Source organism: gamma proteobacterium symbiont of Scutellera amethystina (assembly GCF_059730845.1).
In genome coordinates this window covers 3,292,744-3,310,993 of the sequence record NZ_AP035935.1, presented here as the reverse complement: position 1 = coordinate 3,310,993, position 18,250 = coordinate 3,292,744, and the positions used below count along the sequence as shown (strand labels likewise).

At 56.4% G+C, this 18,250-nt stretch carries 13 protein-coding genes; 8 read left to right on the top strand and 5 right to left on the bottom strand.

Annotated elements, in window-relative coordinates; genetic code table 11:
* Nucleotides 1-117 precede the first annotated feature (117 nt).
* A complete protein-coding gene (nadC, locus tag AC6I79_RS15615; RefSeq protein ID WP_498027369.1) occupies nt 118-1,014 on the bottom strand; it encodes a carboxylating nicotinate-nucleotide diphosphorylase in 897 nt (298 codons plus the stop codon).
* 182 nt (nt 1,015-1,196) lie between these two features.
* On the opposite strand from nadC, the gene ampD reads away from it, so the two are divergent.
* A complete protein-coding gene (gene ampD / locus AC6I79_RS15610) occupies nt 1,197-1,748 on the top strand; it encodes a 1,6-anhydro-N-acetylmuramyl-L-alanine amidase AmpD (RefSeq protein ID WP_104094010.1) in 552 nt (183 codons plus the stop codon).
* Nucleotides 1,749-1,764: 16 nt separating this feature from the next.
* Nucleotides 1,765-2,619, top strand: a complete 855-nt coding sequence (ampE, locus tag AC6I79_RS15605) for a beta-lactamase regulator AmpE (RefSeq protein WP_031279700.1) — start codon at nt 1,765-1,767, stop codon at nt 2,617-2,619.
* On the opposite strand, the gene AC6I79_RS15600 is transcribed toward ampE, so the two are convergent.
* The 3 genes from AC6I79_RS15600 to aroP all read right to left on the bottom strand — a co-directional run bounded on the left by AC6I79_RS15600 (nt 2,601) and on the right by aroP (nt 6,467).
* The gene (locus AC6I79_RS15600) at nt 2,601-3,554 is read right to left on the bottom strand and encodes a glycoside hydrolase family 43 protein (RefSeq protein ID WP_058770611.1); all 954 of its coding nucleotides are present in this window, start codon (nt 3,552-3,554) and stop codon (nt 2,601-2,603) included. The two genes, ampE and AC6I79_RS15600, sit on opposite strands and share 19 nt — an antisense overlap.
* Nucleotides 3,551-4,957 (bottom strand): glycoside-pentoside-hexuronide (GPH):cation symporter, encoded by a 1,407-nt coding sequence (locus AC6I79_RS15595; RefSeq protein WP_031279699.1) that lies wholly within the window; start codon nt 4,955-4,957, stop codon nt 3,551-3,553. The genes AC6I79_RS15600 and AC6I79_RS15595 overlap by 4 nt, the downstream gene beginning before the upstream one ends.
* Nucleotides 4,958-5,111: 154 nt before the next feature.
* Nucleotides 5,112-6,467: an aromatic amino acid transporter AroP gene (gene aroP, locus AC6I79_RS15590; RefSeq protein ID WP_058759500.1), complete on the bottom strand. Its 1,356-nt coding sequence runs from the start codon at nt 6,465-6,467 to the stop codon at nt 5,112-5,114.
* A gap of 512 nt (nt 6,468-6,979) precedes the next feature.
* Between aroP and pdhR the strand changes: the two genes are divergently transcribed.
* The 4 genes from pdhR to lpdA all read left to right on the top strand — a co-directional run bounded on the left by pdhR (nt 6,980) and on the right by lpdA (nt 14,043).
* On the top strand, nt 6,980-7,744 hold the full coding sequence (pdhR, locus tag AC6I79_RS15585) for a pyruvate dehydrogenase complex transcriptional repressor PdhR (RefSeq protein WP_021507539.1): 765 nt from the start codon (nt 6,980-6,982) through the stop codon (nt 7,742-7,744).
* Nucleotides 7,745-7,870: 126 nt separating this feature from the next.
* Nucleotides 7,871-10,537: a pyruvate dehydrogenase (acetyl-transferring), homodimeric type gene (aceE, locus tag AC6I79_RS15580; RefSeq protein ID WP_159377306.1), complete on the top strand. Its 2,667-nt coding sequence runs from the start codon at nt 7,871-7,873 to the stop codon at nt 10,535-10,537.
* 14 nt (nt 10,538-10,551) lie between these two features.
* Nucleotides 10,552-12,444, top strand: a complete 1,893-nt coding sequence (gene aceF, locus AC6I79_RS15575) for a pyruvate dehydrogenase complex dihydrolipoyllysine-residue acetyltransferase (RefSeq protein WP_132466688.1) — start codon at nt 10,552-10,554, stop codon at nt 12,442-12,444.
* 174 nt (nt 12,445-12,618) lie between these two features.
* Nucleotides 12,619-14,043, top strand: a complete 1,425-nt coding sequence (gene lpdA / locus AC6I79_RS15570) for a dihydrolipoyl dehydrogenase (protein WP_021507536.1) — start codon at nt 12,619-12,621, stop codon at nt 14,041-14,043.
* A 149-nt stretch (nt 14,044-14,192) separates the two neighbouring features.
* Here lpdA and AC6I79_RS15565 read toward each other — a convergent pair whose 3' ends face one another.
* Nucleotides 14,193-14,339, bottom strand: coding sequence for a Hok/Gef family protein (locus AC6I79_RS15565; RefSeq protein WP_021314460.1), 147 nt, complete (start codon nt 14,337-14,339; stop codon nt 14,193-14,195).
* 767 nt (nt 14,340-15,106) lie between these two features.
* On the opposite strand from AC6I79_RS15565, the gene acnB reads away from it, so the two are divergent.
* Together acnB and yacL are read left to right on the top strand one after the other, a co-directional pair.
* Entirely contained in the window at nt 15,107-17,704 is a 2,598-nt protein-coding gene (gene acnB / locus AC6I79_RS15560; RefSeq protein ID WP_159377305.1) for a bifunctional aconitate hydratase 2/2-methylisocitrate dehydratase, read from the top strand.
* Nucleotides 17,705-17,872: 168 nt separating this feature from the next.
* Nucleotides 17,873-18,235 carry a protein YacL gene (gene yacL, locus AC6I79_RS15555; protein ID WP_031279698.1) on the top strand — a complete coding sequence of 121 codons (363 nt, stop codon included), beginning with the start codon at nt 17,873-17,875 and terminating at the stop codon, nt 18,233-18,235.
* Nucleotides 18,236-18,250: the final 15 nt, after the last annotated feature.

The following is an 18,250-nucleotide window of genomic DNA, read 5'->3' as shown; positions in this document are numbered from 1 at the left end:
GGCGCGTTTCAATCCCGGAAAGGGGCGCGCAGACAATGTAGCGCGTTACAGGCGAAGCCACATGATGATGGAAGCCGGCTCGCAATTTGCCGCCAGCGCCGGCGGCATGGCCTTACGTCAGACTTCGCGAAAACGCATCGACAGATCCAGCGCCTGCACATGCTTAGTCAGCGCGCCTACCGAGACATAATCCACTCCGGTGGCGGCGATCTGCGGCAGCGTCGTCTCCGTCACGTTGCCGGACACCTCCAGCAGTGCGCGCTTCGCCGTCAGCGTAACCGCCTGCTGCATCATTGCCAGCGTGAAGTTATCCAGCATGATGATGTCGGCGCCGGCCGCCAGCGCCAGCTGCAGTTCGCTGAGACTTTCCACTTCCACCTCGACCGGCACATCCGGGTGCAGCCACAGGGCTTTCTCCACCGCTTTACTGACCGAACCGCTGGCAATGATGTGGTTTTCTTTGATCAGGAAAGCGTCGGACAGGCCCAGGCGATGATTCTGCCCGCCGCCGCACAGCACCGCATACTTGAGCGCGGTGCGCAGGCCGGGCAGGGTTTTGCGCGTATCCAGCAGCTGGGTATTGCTGCCAGACAAGAGCGCCACATAGCGGTTCACGGCTGTCGCCACGCCGGAGAGCGTCTGCACAAAGTTTAACGCGGTGCGTTCTGCCGTCAGCAGCAACCGCGCCGGTCCCTTTAATTCAAACAGCAGCTGATCGGCCACCAGCGGTTGGCCGTCTTCGACGTGCCAGGTAATGGAAACGTTATTGCCCAGCTGGATAAACACTTCTTCCACCCAGCGTTTACCACAGAAAACACCGGCTTCGCGGGTGATAACGCGCGCTTCAGCCTGCGCCGCCTGCGGCAACAGCTGGGCGGTGATGTCGCAGTCAGCGTCAACGTCACCGCCTAAATCCTCCTGGAGCGCACGCGCCACGGTTTCCGGGATATCCAGCTGAATACGTTTAAGCAATTCCTGACGACGATGTTCGGGATTATAACGACGCGACACCATGATTTTGCGGCTCCACCCTGCGGATTACGTGCGCTCACCTTAGCCTGATTTTGCAGCTATTGCCAGACACGCCAGGTGAAATGTTTAGTATCCTTAACTTACTGATGCCATAACGCATTAAGTCACAAGCAGCGAGGTGGAATCATGGTATTCTCAGCCAGATTTTGTTCAGGATAACAGGCATGAAACTGGAACACGGCTGGATCACGAGCGCACGCAAGGTGCCGTCGCCGCACTTCAATGCGCGGCCGGATAACGAAGCGCCGTCGCTGCTGATCATTCATAACATCAGTCTGCCGCCGGGCGAATTTGGCGGTCCGTGGATCGACCAGCTGTTCACCGGTACGCTACCGGCTGATGCGCATCCCTATTTTGCGGATATCGCCCAGTTACGCGTGGCGGCGCACTGTCTGATTCGCCGTGACGGTGAGCTGGTACAGTATGTTTCCTTTGACCAGCGCGCCTGGCATGCCGGCATTTCGCAGTTTGCCGGACGGGAAAACTGCAACGATTTTTCCATGGGCATTGAGCTGGAAGGCACTGACACGCTGCCCTACACCGATGACCAGTACGCTACGCTGCAGCAGGTTACCCGCCTGCTGATGCAGCATTATCCGCTGACGCCGCAGCGTATCACCGGTCACAGCGATGTTGCGCCGGAACGCAAGACCGATCCCGGTCCGGCATTTGACTGGATACGCTATAAACAGGCTATCGGGCAGGAGCACCCCTGACACCGCAGGAGCAGGTATGACGTTGTTTAGTTTGTTGTTAGTTTTGGGTTGGGAACGCCTTTTTAAATTAGGTGAACACTGGCAGCTGGATCATCGGCTTGAGCCGCTGTTTCGCGGTCGCCAGCGCTTCTCGTTGCTGCGTACGCTGCTGATGACCGTGATCGCCATGCTGCTGGTCTGGCTGGTGGTGTGGAGCCTGAAGGGCATTCTGTTTGGCGTGGCGCAGCTGCTGTTCTGGATTGTGGTCGGTTTGCTGTGCATTGGTGCCGGCTCGGTGCGGCTGCATTATCATCAGTATCTTAAAGCGGCGAGCCACGATGATGAAGCGGCCCATCAGGCGATGGCGGCAGAGCTGACGCTGATTCACGGCGTGCCGGTTGACTGTAGCGAGCGCGAATTTCTGCAGGCGCTGCAAAACGCGCTGATCTGGATTAATTTCCGCTTCTATCTTGCGCCGCTGTTCTGGTTTGTGGTCGGTGGCCCCTACGGGCCAGTGTTGCTGGTGGGGTATGCGTTTCTGCGCGCCTGGCAGAGCTGGCTGGCAAAACACCGTTCCCCGCTGGAACGCGCACAGTCCGGCATCGATCGCATTCTGCACGTGCTGGACTGGATTCCTGTGCGGCTGGCCGGTGTGGCTTATGCGCTGCTCGGCCACGGCGAGCGTGCGCTGCCGGCATGGTTTGCTGCGCTCAGCGATGTGCATCGTCCACAGTATCAGGTGCTGACCAGCCTGGCGCAGTTCTCGCTGGCGCGCGATCCGCATCTGGATAAAGTGGAAACGCCACGGGTCGCCGTGGCGCTGGCCAAACGCGTTTCGCTGGTACTGGTCGTGGTAGTGGCGCTGCTGACCATCTACGGCACGTTAGTGTGATCGGCAGGCGGCACGCCGAAATCCGGTGTGCCGTCTTCGCGCCAGGCAAAATATTTAAGCCGCGTATGGCGGTTGGGATCCCACAGCGGATCGCCCTCAATTTCGGTGTAATTCCGCGCGTGATACACCAGCACATCCTGTCCTGCTTCATCCACGGTAAAACTGTTATGCCCCGGACCGTACTGGTGATTATCCCAGCTGGTGGCAAATACCGGCCGCGCCGATTTGTGCCATGCACTGATGTCGAGCGGATCGGCCTGCGCGTCAATACTCAGTATGCCGAGGCAGTAATTTTCGTCTGTGGCGCTGGCTGAGTAGGTGACAAACAGCCGCTCGCCATGGCGAATCACCGCCGGTCCCTCATTGACGCTAAAGCCGGCACACTCCCACTCATACTCCGGCCGGCTGAGCATCAGCGGCTGGGTTTTCAGCGTCCACGGATTCAGTAACTCCGCCAGATACAGGTTGGAGTTACCGGGAATCGCCGGGTCTTTTTGCGCCCACAGATACCAGTTTTTACCCTGATGCACGAAGTGGGTGGCGTCGAGGGCGAAGGTATCGAGGTGGGTTTGCACGCGGCGGCACGGCTGCCAGTGACCGCTGAGCGGATCGGCATCATCACATACCAGCGCGTACATACGGTGCTGAAACAGCCCCTCTTTAATTTCGCGGGACGGCGCGGCGGCGAAGTAAATCACCCACTGGCCATTAATCAGGTGCAGTTCCGGTGCCCAGATCAGGGCGCTGCAGGGACCGCTGTCCGGTTTACGCCACACGGTTGTGGCCGGGGCGGTAATCAGGCCGTTAAGCGTGCTGGCATAGCGCAGCTCCAGCCGATCGTACTCGGGCACCGAAGCGATAAAGTAGTAGCCATCGCCGTGGCGCAATATAAACGGATCGGCACGTTGCGTAATAAACGGGTTAGGCCAGCTCATTTAATTTCTCCTGGTTGTGAAGTCGCGCGGCGAACGGGGGCGGACAGGTCATGGAAGTTGGCGCGACGCAGGGCGAGATCCTGCTGGATGGTGCGCATCAGCGCGCGGTCCACTTTCAGCAGGCGCACCACGCCGGCGGTGATCAGATAGCCGACGCCGGGGATCAGGGTAAACAGCAGCACAATACCGTTGAGCGCGCTGGCAGACTGCTGCTTCGCCGCTGCGTCATAGCCATACATCGACAATAAAAACCCGACCATGGCACCCGCTACCGCCAGTCCGACCTTGAGGAAAAACAGGTTGCCGGAGAAGCTGATTCCGGTGATGCGTTTACCGGTTTTCCATTCGCCGTAGTCATCGACATCGGCCATCAGCGACCAGTGCAGCGGTGACGGGATTTGGTGCAGGATATTCAGCAGGAAATAAGCGATCACCACGGTGACGGTGGCGTGCGGATCGATCCAGTAAAAGCCGCTGGAGAACAGCGCCAGCGCAATGTTGGTCCAGAAAAACACTTTCAGCTTACACCAGCGATCGGTGAGGACTTTCGCCAGTGTGCTGCCCAGCATCATGCCGATGACGCCCAGGCTGATAAACAGCGTCGCAAAGTGCGTCGACTGGCCCATCACCCAGGTGACGTAATACATGGTGGCGGCCATGCGAATAAAACCGGGACAGACATTACAGAACGTCAGCAGCAGAATGCGCACCCACTGATCGTTCTTCCATACATCGCGCAAATCTTTCTTCAGATCATCGTTGCTCGGTACTGCCGGACGAATACGCTCGCGCACCGTGGCAAAACAGAACAGAAACATCACCAGGCCAATCAGCGCCAGCACGCTCATCGCCAGCTGATAGCCGCGTGCTTTGTTGTCGCCGCCAAACCACTCGGCCATCGGCAGCAGCGACAGCGAGAGGATCAGCGTGGCGATGCCCACCATGACAAAGCGGTATGACTGGCAGGAGACGCGTTCACCGGGATCGTTGGTGATGACGCCGCCCAGCGAGCAGTAAGGAATATTGATGGCGGTGTAGGTCAGCGACATCAGGAAATAGGTGACAAATGCCCAAATCACCTTGTTGTCGTAGCTCCAGTCCGGGGTGGTAAACATCAGCACGCTGAACAGCACGTAGGGCAGCGATATCCACAGCAGCCACGGGCGAAAGCGTCCCCAGCGGCTCTGCGTGCGGTCGGCGATCGCGCCCATTATCGGGTCGGTCACCGCATCCAGCACCCGTACCGACAGTAACAGCGTGCCGACCAGCGCCGGGGCGAGGCCAAATACGTCGGTGTAGAAGTAGTTGAGGAACAGCATGATGGCACCGCCGATCATGTTGCATCCGGCGTCACCCATGCCGTATCCCAGTTTTTCTCTGAACGAGAGGGCTGCTCCTTTCATCAGTCGTCTCCTGCGACAAGTGGAGCAAAAATTATCAGCGTTAAATCAGTAACCTGGTGGGGAACAATCGGTCAGGATGATGGACAAAATACGCGGGCGGGGAAAAGTGTGAAGCGGATCGGCCCGGCAGCAGCGTGCCGGGCCCGGTGAAGCATCAGGCTTTCTGTACCCGATTTTTAACGGTATAACCCACGGCCAGCACCAGCAGCCACACCGGAATCAGCCACACTGAAATCGCCATGCCCGGCGTCATTAGCATGATCACCAGAATGGCCGCCAGGAACAGCAGGCAGATCCAGTTACCCAGCGGATACAGCACCGCCCTGAAACGGGTGGTCACGCCCTGCTGATCTTTCTTCTTGCGGAATTTCAGGTGCGCGAGGCTGATCATCGCCCAGTTGATGACCAGCGCGGAGACCACCAGCGACATCAGCAGGCCGAAGGCTTCGCCCGGCATCAGATAGTTAATCAACACGCACAGCGCAGTGGCTACCGCCGAGACCAGAATGGTCGCCACCGGGACACCACGACGATCCACTTTCAGCAGCGCTTTTGGCGCGTTACCCTGCTGCGCGAGGCCGAACAGCATGCGGCTGTTACAGTAAACGCAGCTGTTATACACCGACAGCGCGGCGGTCAGGATTACCACGTTGAGCGCATTCGCCACCAGCGCATCACCCAGTTCGTGGAAGATCAGCACAAACGGGCTGGTCTCTTCGGTGACGCGCGTCCATGGCAGCAGCGAGAGCAATACCGCCAGCGAGCCGATGTAGAAAATCAGGATACGCCACAGCACCTGGTTGGTGGCTTTAGGGATGCTCTCTTGTGGATTGTCGGCTTCTGCGGCGGTGATACCCACCAGTTCAAGGCCGCCAAAGGAGAACATGATGATCGCCATCATCATCACCAGCCCGCTGACGCCGTGCGGCAGGAAACCGCCCTGGTTCCACAGGTTGCTGACGCTGGCCTGTGGGCCGCCGTTGCCGCTAAACAGCAGCCAGCCGCCAAACAGGATCATACCGATGACCGCCACCACTTTGATAATCGCGAACCAGAACTCCATCTCACCGAACACTTTAACGTTGGTCAGGTTGATGGCGTTGATCACCACAAAGAAGATAGCCGCAGTGGCCCAGGTGGGGAATTCCGGCCACCAGAACTGAATATATTTGCCGACGGCGGTGAGTTCAGCCATCGCCACCAGCACATACAGCACCCAGTAGTTCCAGCCGGAGGCAAAGCCGGCAAAGTTGCCCCAGTATTTATAGGCGAAGTGGCTAAAGCTGCCGGCCACCGGCTCTTCCACCACCATTTCGCCGAGCTGGCGCATGATCAGGAAGGCAATAAAACCGGCGATGGCATAGCCGAGAATCACGGCCGGACCGGCCGATTTAATCACTGATGCGCTACCCAGAAACAGACCGGTACCGACGGCACCGCCCAGCGCAATCAGCTGAATATGGCGATTTTTCAGGCCGCGATGCAGCGTTTCGCCATGCTGTTGTTCCATACAAACCTCATGATGTTGTTATTGTGCACCTGCAGTGCGCGCACTGTAAGGCTGTTCTATCTGTGTACGTTTTTCTTTACGGTATCCGGCGGGCTGTGTGCAAGCCTGAGCTACCCTGGCGACCAGAATAGTGATAAGCGCGCCGCTTTGCACCTGCTTTTGCTTTTTGTGCTGAGAGATGGCTGAAAAAGCAGCAGCATCCTCTGCGCTTCCCTTGCGCTATTTCTGCCATGAATAAGGCTTAAACACGAATAGCATTCGCTTATGGCTACGCAGCCTGATGCGCGCTAATGCAGTGTAAGGTTTGGTAAAAGTGAAATCTGTTAACATTTGCCGCGCTGAGACGCTTTTCTGCCAGATCCCGGTAAGTTAGCGCACGGTAACCGGTGTCTGCGGTGAAAGTGTGCGGGGGGCCATATAGACACAAGGTGAATACTTTGTTACTTTACGGGCACCATTTTTCAATTGGTATTACCAATTTACTCCGGACGTTTGGCTCATAAGAAGGGATGATGGCCTACAGTAAAATTCGCCAACCCAAGCTCTCCGATGCAATCGAGCAGCAGCTGGAATCCCTGATTATGGAAGGGACGCTCCAGCCGGGTGAAAAACTGCTTCCCGAGCGTGAACTGGCCAAACAGTTTGATGTCTCACGTCCATCGCTGCGCGAAGCGATCCAGAGTCTGGAAGCCAAAGGCCTGCTGCTGCGCCGTCAGGGTGGTGGCACCTTCGTACAGCAGAACCTCTGGCAAAGCCTGAGCGACCCGCTGGTCGGCCTGCTTGCTGAACATCCTGAATCCCAGTTTGACCTGCTGGAAACCCGCCACGCGCTGGAAGGCGTTGCGGCCTACTACGCTGCGCTGCGCGGCACCGATGAAGACCTGCAGCGTATTCGCGACTGTCACGTCAACATCCAGCAGGCGCAGGACAGCGGCGATTTAGATGCTGAGGCCGATGCGGTCATGAAGTATCAGATCGCTGTCACAGAAGCCGCCCATAATGTGGTGCTGCTGCACTTGCTGCGTTCGATGGGCCCTATGCTGGAACAGAACGTCCGTCAGAATTTCGAATTGCTCTACGCTCGCCGCGAAATGCTGGCGAAAGTGAGCGGTCACCGCGCCAGTATCTTTGAGGCGATTGTGGCTCGTGAGCCAGAACAAGCACGCGAGGCATCCCATCGTCACCTGGCGTTCATTGAGGAAATCTTGCTGGACAGAAGTCGGGAGCAGAGCCGTCGTGAACGCTCCCTGCGTCGTTTACAGCAACGTAAGGAATAACGCACGGCAATGAACGTGCGACATAAACGACGGGCCTGTCTTCTTGTGCTGTGAATCAGAAGCAAAGCACAAGCAGACAGGCTCCTGATAATTCAACGTATTAGACACAGATAAGGAATACACCCCATGTCAGAACGTTTACAGAATGACGTGGATCCGATCGAAACTCGTGACTGGCTACAGGCGATCGAATCGGTCATCCGTGAAGAAGGTGTTGAGCGCGCGCAGTATCTGATTGATCAGGTATTGAGTGCTGCACGCAAAGGCGGTGTGAAAGTGGCAGCGGGCGGCAATGCCGTCAGCAACTACATCAACTCCATTGCGGTCGAAGATGAGCCGGAATATCCGGGGAACACCTCTCTTGAACGTCGTATCCGTTCCGCAATCCGCTGGAACGCCATTATGTCGGTTCTGCGTGCGTCGAAGAAAGATCTGGAGCTGGGTGGTCACCTGTCGTCTTTCCAGTCTTCTGCCACCATTTATGAAGTGTGCTTCAACCACTTCTTCCGCGCGCGTAGCGAGCAGGATGGCGGCGATCTGGTCTATTTCCAGGGCCACATTTCTCCGGGCATCTACTCTCGTGCGTTCCTTGAAGGACGTCTGACTGAAGAGCAGATGAACAACTTCCGTCAGGAAGTCCACGGCAACGGTCTCTCTTCCTATCCGCATCCAAAACTGATGCCGGACTTCTGGCAGTTCCCGACCGTGTCGATGGGTCTCGGCCCACTGAACGCCATCTATCAGGCGAAGTTCCTGAAATATCTGGAACACCGCGGCCTGAAAGATACCTCTAAGCAGACCGTTTACGCCTTCCTTGGCGATGGCGAGATGGACGAACCAGAATCCAAAGGGGCGATCACCATCGCTACCCGTGAGAAGCTGGATAACCTGGTGTTCATCATCAACTGTAACCTGCAGCGCCTCGACGGTCCGGTCACCGGTAACGGTAAGATCATCAACGAGCTGGAAGGCATCTTTGCCGGTGCTGGCTGGAACGTGATCAAAGTGATCTGGGGCGGACGCTGGGACGAGCTGCTGAAGAAAGATACCAGCGGCAAGCTGATTCAGCTGATGAACGAAACCGTTGACGGCGACTATCAGACCTTCAAATCACGCGACGGTGCGTACGTGCGCGAGCACTTCTTCGGTAAATACCCGGAGACCGCAGCGCTGGTGAAAGACTGGTCAGACGAAGAGATCTTCGCCCTGAACCGTGGTGGTCACGATCCGAAGAAAATCTACGCGGCACTGAAGAAAGCGCAGGAGACCAAAGGTCAGCCAACGCTGATCCTGGCGCATACCATCAAAGGCTATGGTATGGGTGACACCGCGGAAGGTAAGAACATCGCGCACCAGGTTAAGAAGATGAACATGGATGGCGTTCGCTACATCCGCGATCGCTTCAACGTGCCAGTGGCTGACGACAAGATCGAACAACTGCCGTATGTGACCTTCGAAAAAGGCTCAGAAGAGTACAACTACCTGCACGGCCAGCGCGAGAAGCTGGGTGGCTATCTGCCAACCCGTCAGGCTGAGTTCAGCGAAAAGCTGGAAATGCCGGCGCTAAAAGAGTTCAGTGCGCTGCTGGAAGAGCAGAGCAAAGAGATCTCTACCACCATCGCCTTCGTGCGTGCGCTCAACGTGATGCTGAAGAACAAGTCGATCAAAGATCGTCTGGTGCCGATCCTCGCGGACGAAGCGCGTACCTTTGGTATGGAAGGTCTGTTCCGTCAGATTGGTATCTACAGCCCGAACGGCCAGCAGTATACGCCGCAGGACCGTGAGCAGGTTGCTTACTATAAAGAAGACGAGAAAGGCCAGATTCTGCAGGAAGGGATCAACGAGCTGGGCGCAGGGTCTTCCTGGCTGGCGGCGGCGACCTCTTACAGCACCAACAACCTGCCGATGATTCCGTTCTACATCTACTATTCGATGTTTGGTTTCCAGCGCATCGGCGATCTGATGTGGCTGGCAGGCGACCAGCAGGCGCGCGGCTTCCTGGTGGGCGGCACGTCCGGTCGTACCACGCTGAACGGCGAAGGTCTGCAGCACGAAGATGGTCACAGCCACATTCAGTCGCTGACTATCCCGAACTGTATCTCTTACGATCCGTCTTACGCGTACGAAGTGGCAGTCATCATGCATGACGGTCTGGTACGTATGTACGGCGAAGCGCAGGAAAATATTTACTACTACATCACCACGCTGAACGAAAACTACCACATGCCTGCGATGCCGCAGGGTGCGGAAGAGGGTATCCGTAAGGGTATCTACAAGCTGGAGACGGTAGAAGGCAGCAAAGGCAAAGTGCAGCTGCTGGGCTCAGGTTCTATCCTGCGTCACGTGCGCGAAGCGGCACAGATCCTGGCGAAGGATTACGGCATCGGTTCTGACGTCTACAGCGTGACCTCGTTCACCGAGCTGGCACGCGACGGTCAGGATTGTGAGCGCTGGAACATGCTGCACCCAACGGAAACTCCACGCGTACCGTACATCGCTCAGGTGATGAACGACGCGCCGGCGGTGGCATCGACCGACTACATGAAGCTGTTCGCAGAGCAGGTTCGCAGCTACGTGCCAGCCAGCGATTATCGCGTGCTGGGTACCGATGGTTTCGGCCGTTCAGACAGCCGCGAAAACCTGCGTCACCACTTCGAAGTGGATGCGTCATACGTAGTGGTTGCAGCCCTGGGTGAACTGGCTAAACGCGGCGAAATCGAGAAGAAAGTGGTGGCGGATGCGATCGCGAAATTCAACATCGATGCCGATAAAGTTAACCCGCGTCTGGCTTAAGAGGTAAGAGAGTAATGGCTATCGAAATTAACGTACCGGATATCGGGTCAGACGAAGTTGAAGTCACCGAGATTCTGGTCAAGGTGGGCGACAAGGTTGAAGCCGAACAGTCGCTGATCACCGTGGAAGGCGATAAAGCCTCGATGGAAGTGCCTTCGCCGCAGGCCGGCGTGGTCAAAGAGATCAAAATCGCGACCGGTGACAAAGTGAATACCGGTTCACTGATCATGATTTTCGACGCCGAAGGTGCAGCTGCTGCGGCACCGGCCGCCGAAGAGAAACCAGCGGAAGCCGCACCTGCTGCGGCTGCCGCCAGCGAAGCGAAAGACGTTAACGTACCGGATATCGGCGGCGATGAAGTCGAAGTCACCGAAATTCTGGTTAAAGTGGGCGACAAAGTGGCGGCTGAGCAATCGCTGATCACCGTCGAAGGCGACAAAGCGTCCATGGAAGTGCCTGCACCGTTTGCCGGTGTGGTGAAAGAGATCAAAATCGCCACAGGCGACAAGGTGAACACCGGTTCACTGATCATGATCTTTGAAGCCGAAGGCGCGGCGCCAGCAGCGGCTGCCAAACCTGCCGTGAAAGAAGCGGCGGCCTCCGCGCCAGCCGCGGCTGCGGGTGCCAAAGACGTTAACGTCCCGGATATCGGCGGCGACGAAGTGGAAGTCACCGAAGTGCTGGTCAAAGTAGGCGATAAAGTTGAGGCTGAGCAGTCACTGATCGTGGTGGAAGGCGATAAAGCGTCAATGGAAGTTCCGGCGCCGTTTGCCGGTACGGTTAAAGCGCTGAAAGTAGCTACCGGCGATAAAGTCAGCACCGGTTCGCTTATCATGGTGTTCGAAGTAGAAGGCGCTGCGCCGACTGCTGCGGCACCTGCAGCGAAACAGGAAGCCGCACCAGCTGCAGAAGCTAAACCGGCTGCTGCACCTGCGCCAGCAGCGGCGAAAGCCGATGCGAAGAGCGAATTTGCTGAAAACGATGCTTACGTGCACGCCACGCCGGTGATTCGTCGCCTGGCGCGCGAGTTCGGTGTTAACCTGGCGAAAGTCAAAGGCACCGGCCGTAAAGGTCGCATCCTCAAAGAGGACGTGCAGGCTTACGTGAAAGACGCGGTGAAACGCGCTGAAGCGGCACCGGCTGCGGCCGCAGCCGGCGGTATTCCGGGCATGCTGCCATGGCCGAAAGTGGACTTCAGCAAGTTCGGTGAAATCGAAGAAGTGGAACTGGGTCGTATCCAGAAAATCTCGGGCGCTAACCTGAGCCGTAACTGGGTAATGATTCCGCATGTGACTCACTTCGACAAAACCGACATCACCGATCTGGAAGCGTTCCGTAAGCAGCAGAATGCGGAAGCCGAGAAGCGCAAGCTGGATGTGAAGTTCACCCCGGTGGTGTTCATCATGAAAGCGGTCGCCGCGGCACTGGAGCAGATGCCACGTTTCAACAGCTCGCTGTCGGAAGATGGTCAGAAGCTGACGCTGAAAAAGTACATCAACATCGGTGTGGCGGTGGATACGCCAAACGGTCTGGTGGTTCCGGTGTTCAAAGACGTGAACAAGAAAGGCATCACTGAACTGTCGCGTGAGCTGATGGCGACGTCGAAGAAAGCGCGTGATGGCAAACTGACCGCCAGCGATATGCAGGGCGGCTGCTTCACCATCTCCAGCCTTGGCGGCCTCGGCACCACGCACTTCGCGCCAATTGTTAACGCGCCGGAAGTGGCTATCCTCGGGGTGTCTAAGTCGGCGATGGAGCCGGTGTGGAACGGCAAAGAGTTCGCTCCGCGCCTGATGATGCCGATTTCACTGTCGTTCGACCACCGCGTCATCGACGGTGCGGATGGTGCGCGCTTCATCACCATCATTAACAATATGCTGTCTGATATTCGCCGTCTGGTGATGTGACGTTAATCAAGGCCGGCAAATGCCGGCCTTGTTGTAAGCATTCGGAGTTGCCGCGGTTGGCAGTTTGTTAACAATTCTGTAAACTCTCGCGGTGAAATGTCCCGGTGGAGATAGGGCATCAAGAGCCTGGGAAAGGGTCGCTTTTGACCGCCGGCAATCTAACAAGAGGTCATGATGAGTACAGAGATTAAAACTCAAGTCGTGGTACTTGGGGCAGGTCCTGCAGGTTACTCTGCAGCCTTCCGTTGCGCTGATTTAGGTCTGGAAACCGTACTGGTAGAGCGCTACAGCACCCTCGGCGGTGTCTGTCTGAACGTCGGCTGTATCCCGTCAAAAGCGCTGCTGCACGTGGCGAAAGTCATCGAAGAAGCTAAGGCTCTGGAAGAGCACGGTATCGTGTTTGGCCAGCCGCAGACTGACATCAACAAAATCCGTACCTGGAAAGAGAAAGTCATCACTCAGCTGACCGGTGGTCTGGCTGGCATGGCGAAAGGCCGCAAAGTGAAAGTGGTCAACGGTCTGGGTAAATTCACCGGCGCCAATACGCTGGTGGTAGAAGGGGAAGGTGGCGCAACCACCATCAACTTCGACAACGCCATCATCGCTGCAGGCTCGCGTCCAATCGAACTGCCTTTCATTCCACATAACGATCCGCGCGTGTGGGACTCTACCGATGCGCTGGAGCTGAAAGAAGTTCCGAAGCGTCTGCTGGTTATGGGCGGTGGCATCATCGGTCTGGAGATGGGTACCGTCTACCATGCGCTGGGTTCAGAGATCGACGTGGTCGAGATGTTTGACCAGGTGATCCCGGCCGCCGATAAAGACGTGGTGAAAGTGTTCACCAAGCGTATCAGCAAGAAATTCAACCTGATGCTGGAAACCAAAGTCACCGCGGTAGAAGCGAAAGACGACGGTATCTACGTATCAATGGAAGGTAAAAAAGCGCCGGCTGAACCACAGCGTTACGACGCAGTGCTGGTGGCGATTGGCCGTGTACCGAACGGTAAAGGTCTGGATGCTGGTAAAGCAGGCGTGGAAGTGGACGATCGCGGCTTTATCCGCGTCGACAAACAGATGCGCACCAACGTGCCACACATCTATGCTATCGGTGACATCGTCGGTCAGCCAATGCTGGCGCACAAAGGCGTGCACGAAGGTCACGTGGCGGCAGAAGTGATTTCCGGTCTGAAGCACTACTTCGACCCGAAAGTGATCCCTTCTATCGCTTATACCGAGCCAGAAGTGGCCTGGGTGGGTCTGACCGAGAAAGAAGCCAAAGAGAAAGGCATCAGCTACGAAGTGTCCACCTTCCCGTGGGCGGCATCGGGCCGTGCTATCGCGTCTGACTGTGCAGACGGTATGACCAAACTGATCTTCGACAAAGAGACGCACCGTGTTATTGGTGGCGCGATTGTCGGTACCAACGGCGGCGAGCTGCTGGGTGAAATCGGTCTGGCTATCGAGATGGGTTGTGATGCCGAAGATATCGCGCTGACCATCCACGCGCACCCAACCCTGCACGAATCGGTTGGCCTGGCGGCGGAAGTGTTTGAAGGTAGCATTACTGACCTGCCAAATCCAAAAGCGAAAAAGAAATAATTTCGCCTGAGGCTTAGGTTAATTAACGGCTCCTGTAAGGAGCCGTTTTTTTATTAATTGAAAAAGTAAGTTGAATAGATAAAAGCGGGCGCAGGAGCAACACGTTAAACGATGCCGGAATAGCGGAGGAAACCCTCCGCTATTGAAGTTTACTGTTGTGCTTCGTAAGCCATGACAGCCGATAATTCAGCCGCGAATATCCGCAATCGTAATTCACACAGTGAACTGCGATTTGCCAGGCATAAACCTAACAGGATGAGCCCGCTGATAATCAGCGTGCTGAATTTCACCTTCATAATCACTTACTCCTTGCATTAGCACGAGCAAGCCACTACCCTGACACTGTCTGGGTGTTTTGGGTAGTGGCTCACCCGTGCGGTTAATGAAAATTAATCGCACGGTTCACCTTCCACCATCCACCCCAATTTCTTTTGCAGATCTTAAGGCAGATAGCCTCAAGCGCCCGCAGGCAGTCTACGCTATTTATTTATCATTTCCTCTTTTATTTTTTATCTCTTTTTTGAATCGCAGTTATTTTTTAAGGGTGTATTTTAATTGGATGACTAAGTTTAAAGATTCATTTAAATCGGCACTGCGTTGATAATTAATTAAATGCGCGCAAGGCATCACATTCAATATTTATTAGGTGATGTAGTATTAATTTTTCCTCAGGAAAACGTGTGTGGGAAGCTGAACGGTAGCCGTTTAGTGCAAGCGCATCAGCACATAACCAAAAGTGAATGAACCGGCATGAAAGGGGATTGCAGGTTATGGATTCGCGGTGTGAAGGCCGGATGCGACAAATTACGCGCTAAAACCTGGCTCCACTGGCTACCGGCACAGGCGCGAACAGGCACTACCAGAGCCGCTCTGGCTTCTCTTCTGGCGCAAAGCGCAGACAAATCTGCTAAATAACGCGCGGATGTTGCTTTTTTGTAAACGGATTAACAATCAGCCGAAATCCTGCTATGCTGGCCGACGCAGAACCGGGCACCTCACCCTACTGTTTGACAGCATCAACAGGTGCACCGGAAAGCTATACAATGAGAGCGAGGAGAACGTCGTGCTAGAAGAATACCGTAAGCACGTTGCCGAGCGTGCTGCCCAGGGAATCGTACCTAAGCCGTTAGATGCTTCCCAGATGGCCGCGCTGGTTGAACTGCTGAAAAACCCGCCAGCGGGTGAAGAAGAATTCCTGACTGACCTGCTGGTCAACCGTGTCCCGCCGGGTGTTGATGAAGCGGCGTATGTAAAAGCCGGATTCCTGGCAGCTATCGCAAAGGGCGAAGCCCACTCTCCTCTGGTCACTCGTGAAAAAGCAGTCGAACTGCTGGGCACCATGCAGGGCGGCTACAACATCCATGCGCTGATCGAGGCGCTTGACGATGAGGCTCTGGCACCGATTGCCGCTGAAGCACTGTCCCACACGCTGCTGATGTTCGATAACTTCTACGACGTCGAAGAGAAAGCCAAAGCGGGTAATCCCCACGCGAAGAAAATCCTCCAGTCCTGGGCTGATGCAGAATGGTTCCTTAAGCGTCCTAAGCTGGCAGAAAAAATCACCACCACCGTGTTCAAAGTGACCGGCGAAACCAACACCGACGACCTCTCTCCGGCGCCGGATGCATGGTCACGTCCGGATATTCCACTGCACGCGCTGGCGATGCTGAAAAACCCACGTGACGGCATCGAACCCGACGATGTTGGCAACGTTGGCCCGATCAAACAGATTGAAGCTCTGCAGCAGAAAGGCTTCCCGCTGACCTACGTCGGTGATGTGGTTGGTACCGGTTCTTCACGTAAGTCCGCGACCAACTCAGTGCTGTGGTTCATGGGTGACGACATTCCGTATGTGCCGAACAAAAAAGGCGGCGGTCTGTGCCTCGGCGGTAAAATCGCGCCGATCTTCTTCAACACCATGGAAGATGCCGGCGCGCTGCCGATCGAACTCGACGTTGAGCGCCTGAACATGGGCGATGTGATTGACGTTTACCCTTACAAGGGTGAAGTACGCAATCACGAGACCAATGAACTGCTGGCGACCTTTGCGCTGAAAACCGACGTGCTGCTGGATGAAGTGCGCGCCGGTGGCCGTATTCCGCTGATTATCGGTCGCGGCCTGACCACCAAAGCGCGTGAGTCGCTGGGTCTGCCGCACAGCGATGTGTTCACCAAAGCCAAAGATGTGGCCGAAAGCAACCGGGGTTACTCGCTGGCGCAGAAAATGGTGGGCCGTGCCTGCGGCGTGGCAGGGATTCGTCCTGGCGCCTACTGCGAACCGAAAATGACCTCGGTCGGCTCTCAGGACACCACCGGTCCAATGACCCGTGATGAACTGAAAGATCTGGCGTGTCTGGGCTTCTCCTCCGATCTGGTGATGCAGTCCTTCTGTCACACCGCCGCTTATCCGAAGCCGGTCGATGTCACCACACACCACACGCTGCCGGACTTCATCATGAACCGTGGCGGTGTTTCGCTGCGTCCGGGCGATGGCGTGATTCACAGCTGGCTGAACCGTATGCTGCTGCCGGATACCGTCGGCACTGGCGGTGACTCACACACCCGCTTCCCGATTGGCATCTCGTTCCCGGCCGGTTCTGGTCTGGTGGCGTTTGCCGCAGCGACGGGCGTAATGCCTCTGGATATGCCGGAGTCAGTGCTGGTGCGCTTCAAAGGCGAAATGCAGCCGGGCATCACGCTGCGCGATCTGGTGCACGCGATTCCGCTGTACGCCATCAAGCAGGGCCTGCTGACCGTTGAGAAGAAAGGCAAGAAAAACATCTTCTCCGGTCGCGTGCTGGAAATCGAAGGTCTGCCGAAGCTGAAAGTTGAGCAGGCATTTGAGCTGACCGATGCCTCGGCCGAGCGTTCTGCGGCGGGTTGTACCATCAAGCTGGATAAAGAGCCGATCATCGAGTATCTGAACTCCAACATCGTACTGCTGAAGTGGATGATCTCCGAAGGCTACGGCGACCGTCGTACGCTGGAGCGCCGTATTCAGGGCATGGAAAAATGGCTGGCCGATCCGCAACTGCTGGAAGCCGATGCCGATGCGGAATACGCAGCGGTAATCGAAATCGATCTGGCGGAAATCAAAGAGCCAATCCTGTGTGCGCCGAACGATCCGGACGACGCGCGCTGGCTGTCTGACGTGCAGGGCGAGAAGATCGACGAAGTGTTCATCGGTTCGTGCATGACCAACATCGGTCACTTCCGTGCGGCAGGTAAACTGCTGGACGCACACAAAGGCCAGCTGCCAACCCGCCTGTGGGTAGCGCCGCCAACCAAGATGGATGCCGCGCAGCTGACAGAAGAGGGCTACTACAGCGTCTTTGGTAAGAGCGGTGCGCGTATCGAGATTCCGGGCTGTTCACTGTGCATGGGTAACCAGGCGCGCGTGAAAGACGGCGCGACGGTGGTTTCCACCTCGACCCGTAACTTCCCGAACCGTCTGGGTACCGGTGCCAATGTGTTCCTGGCATCAGCCGAGCTGGCCGCGGTCGCTTCCCTGCTGGGTAAACTGCCTACGCCGGACGAGTATCAGCAGTTTATGTTGCAGGTGGATAAAACCGCTGCCGACACCTACCGCTACCTGAACTTCGATCAGCTGGGCCAGTACACCGAAAAAGCGGACGGAGTGATTTTCCAGACCGCGGTGTAAAATACGCCTGCCAGTGAAAAAGGGACGAGCGCATCGTCCCTTTTTTTATGCGCTTTTTTCCCTCGCCGTCTCCAGGCATAATGCGAGCGCGATCCCACTTTCTTGCGCGCGCTGCGCACAAAATGCACGAAAGCGTGCCGTCTGGCGCGCCACTGGTATGAGGCCAACATGGAATATGAATTTCTGCGTGACGTGACCGGTCAGGTCCGGGTGCGCATGTCGATGGACCACGAAGCGGTGGGGCACTGGTTCAATGAAGAGGTGAAAGAGAACTTTGCGCTGCTGGATGAAGTCGAAGCCGCGGTGCGTGCAGTCAAAGGCACGCAGCAGCAGTGGCAGCGCGTCGGGCACGAATATACGCTGTGGCTGGATGAGGAAGAGGTGATGATCCGCGCCAATCAGCTGGCGTTAGAGGATGACGGCCTGGAAGAGGGCATGACTTATTACGATGAAGAGAGCCTGTCGTTCTGCGGCGTGGAGGATTTTCTCGCGGTGATTGCTGCTTATCGCCGGTTTATGGCCGGCCGCTAACGGGCGCCCGCAGCC

Bases quoted from the DNA above. Each gene is read 5' to 3' on its own strand.
- nadC (WP_498027369.1), bottom strand. From the start codon at position 1,014: ATGGTGTCGCGTCGTTATAATCCCGAACATCGTCGTCAGGAATTGCTT.
- ampD (WP_104094010.1), top strand. From the start codon at position 1,197: ATGAAACTGGAACACGGCTGGATCACGAGCGCACGCAAGGTGCCGTCG.
- ampE (WP_031279700.1), top strand. From the start codon at position 1,765: ATGACGTTGTTTAGTTTGTTGTTAGTTTTGGGTTGGGAACGCCTTTTT.
- AC6I79_RS15600 (WP_058770611.1), bottom strand. From the start codon at position 3,554: ATGAGCTGGCCTAACCCGTTTATTACGCAACGTGCCGATCCGTTTATA.
- AC6I79_RS15595 (WP_031279699.1), bottom strand. From the start codon at position 4,957: ATGAAAGGAGCAGCCCTCTCGTTCAGAGAAAAACTGGGATACGGCATG.
- aroP (WP_058759500.1), bottom strand. From the start codon at position 6,467: ATGGAACAACAGCATGGCGAAACGCTGCATCGCGGCCTGAAAAATCGC.
- pdhR (WP_021507539.1), top strand. From the start codon at position 6,980: ATGGCCTACAGTAAAATTCGCCAACCCAAGCTCTCCGATGCAATCGAG.
- aceE (WP_159377306.1), top strand. From the start codon at position 7,871: ATGTCAGAACGTTTACAGAATGACGTGGATCCGATCGAAACTCGTGAC.
- aceF (WP_132466688.1), top strand. From the start codon at position 10,552: ATGGCTATCGAAATTAACGTACCGGATATCGGGTCAGACGAAGTTGAA.
- lpdA (WP_021507536.1), top strand. From the start codon at position 12,619: ATGAGTACAGAGATTAAAACTCAAGTCGTGGTACTTGGGGCAGGTCCT.
- AC6I79_RS15565 (WP_021314460.1), bottom strand. From the start codon at position 14,339: ATGAAGGTGAAATTCAGCACGCTGATTATCAGCGGGCTCATCCTGTTA.
- yacL (WP_031279698.1), top strand. From the start codon at position 17,873: ATGGAATATGAATTTCTGCGTGACGTGACCGGTCAGGTCCGGGTGCGC.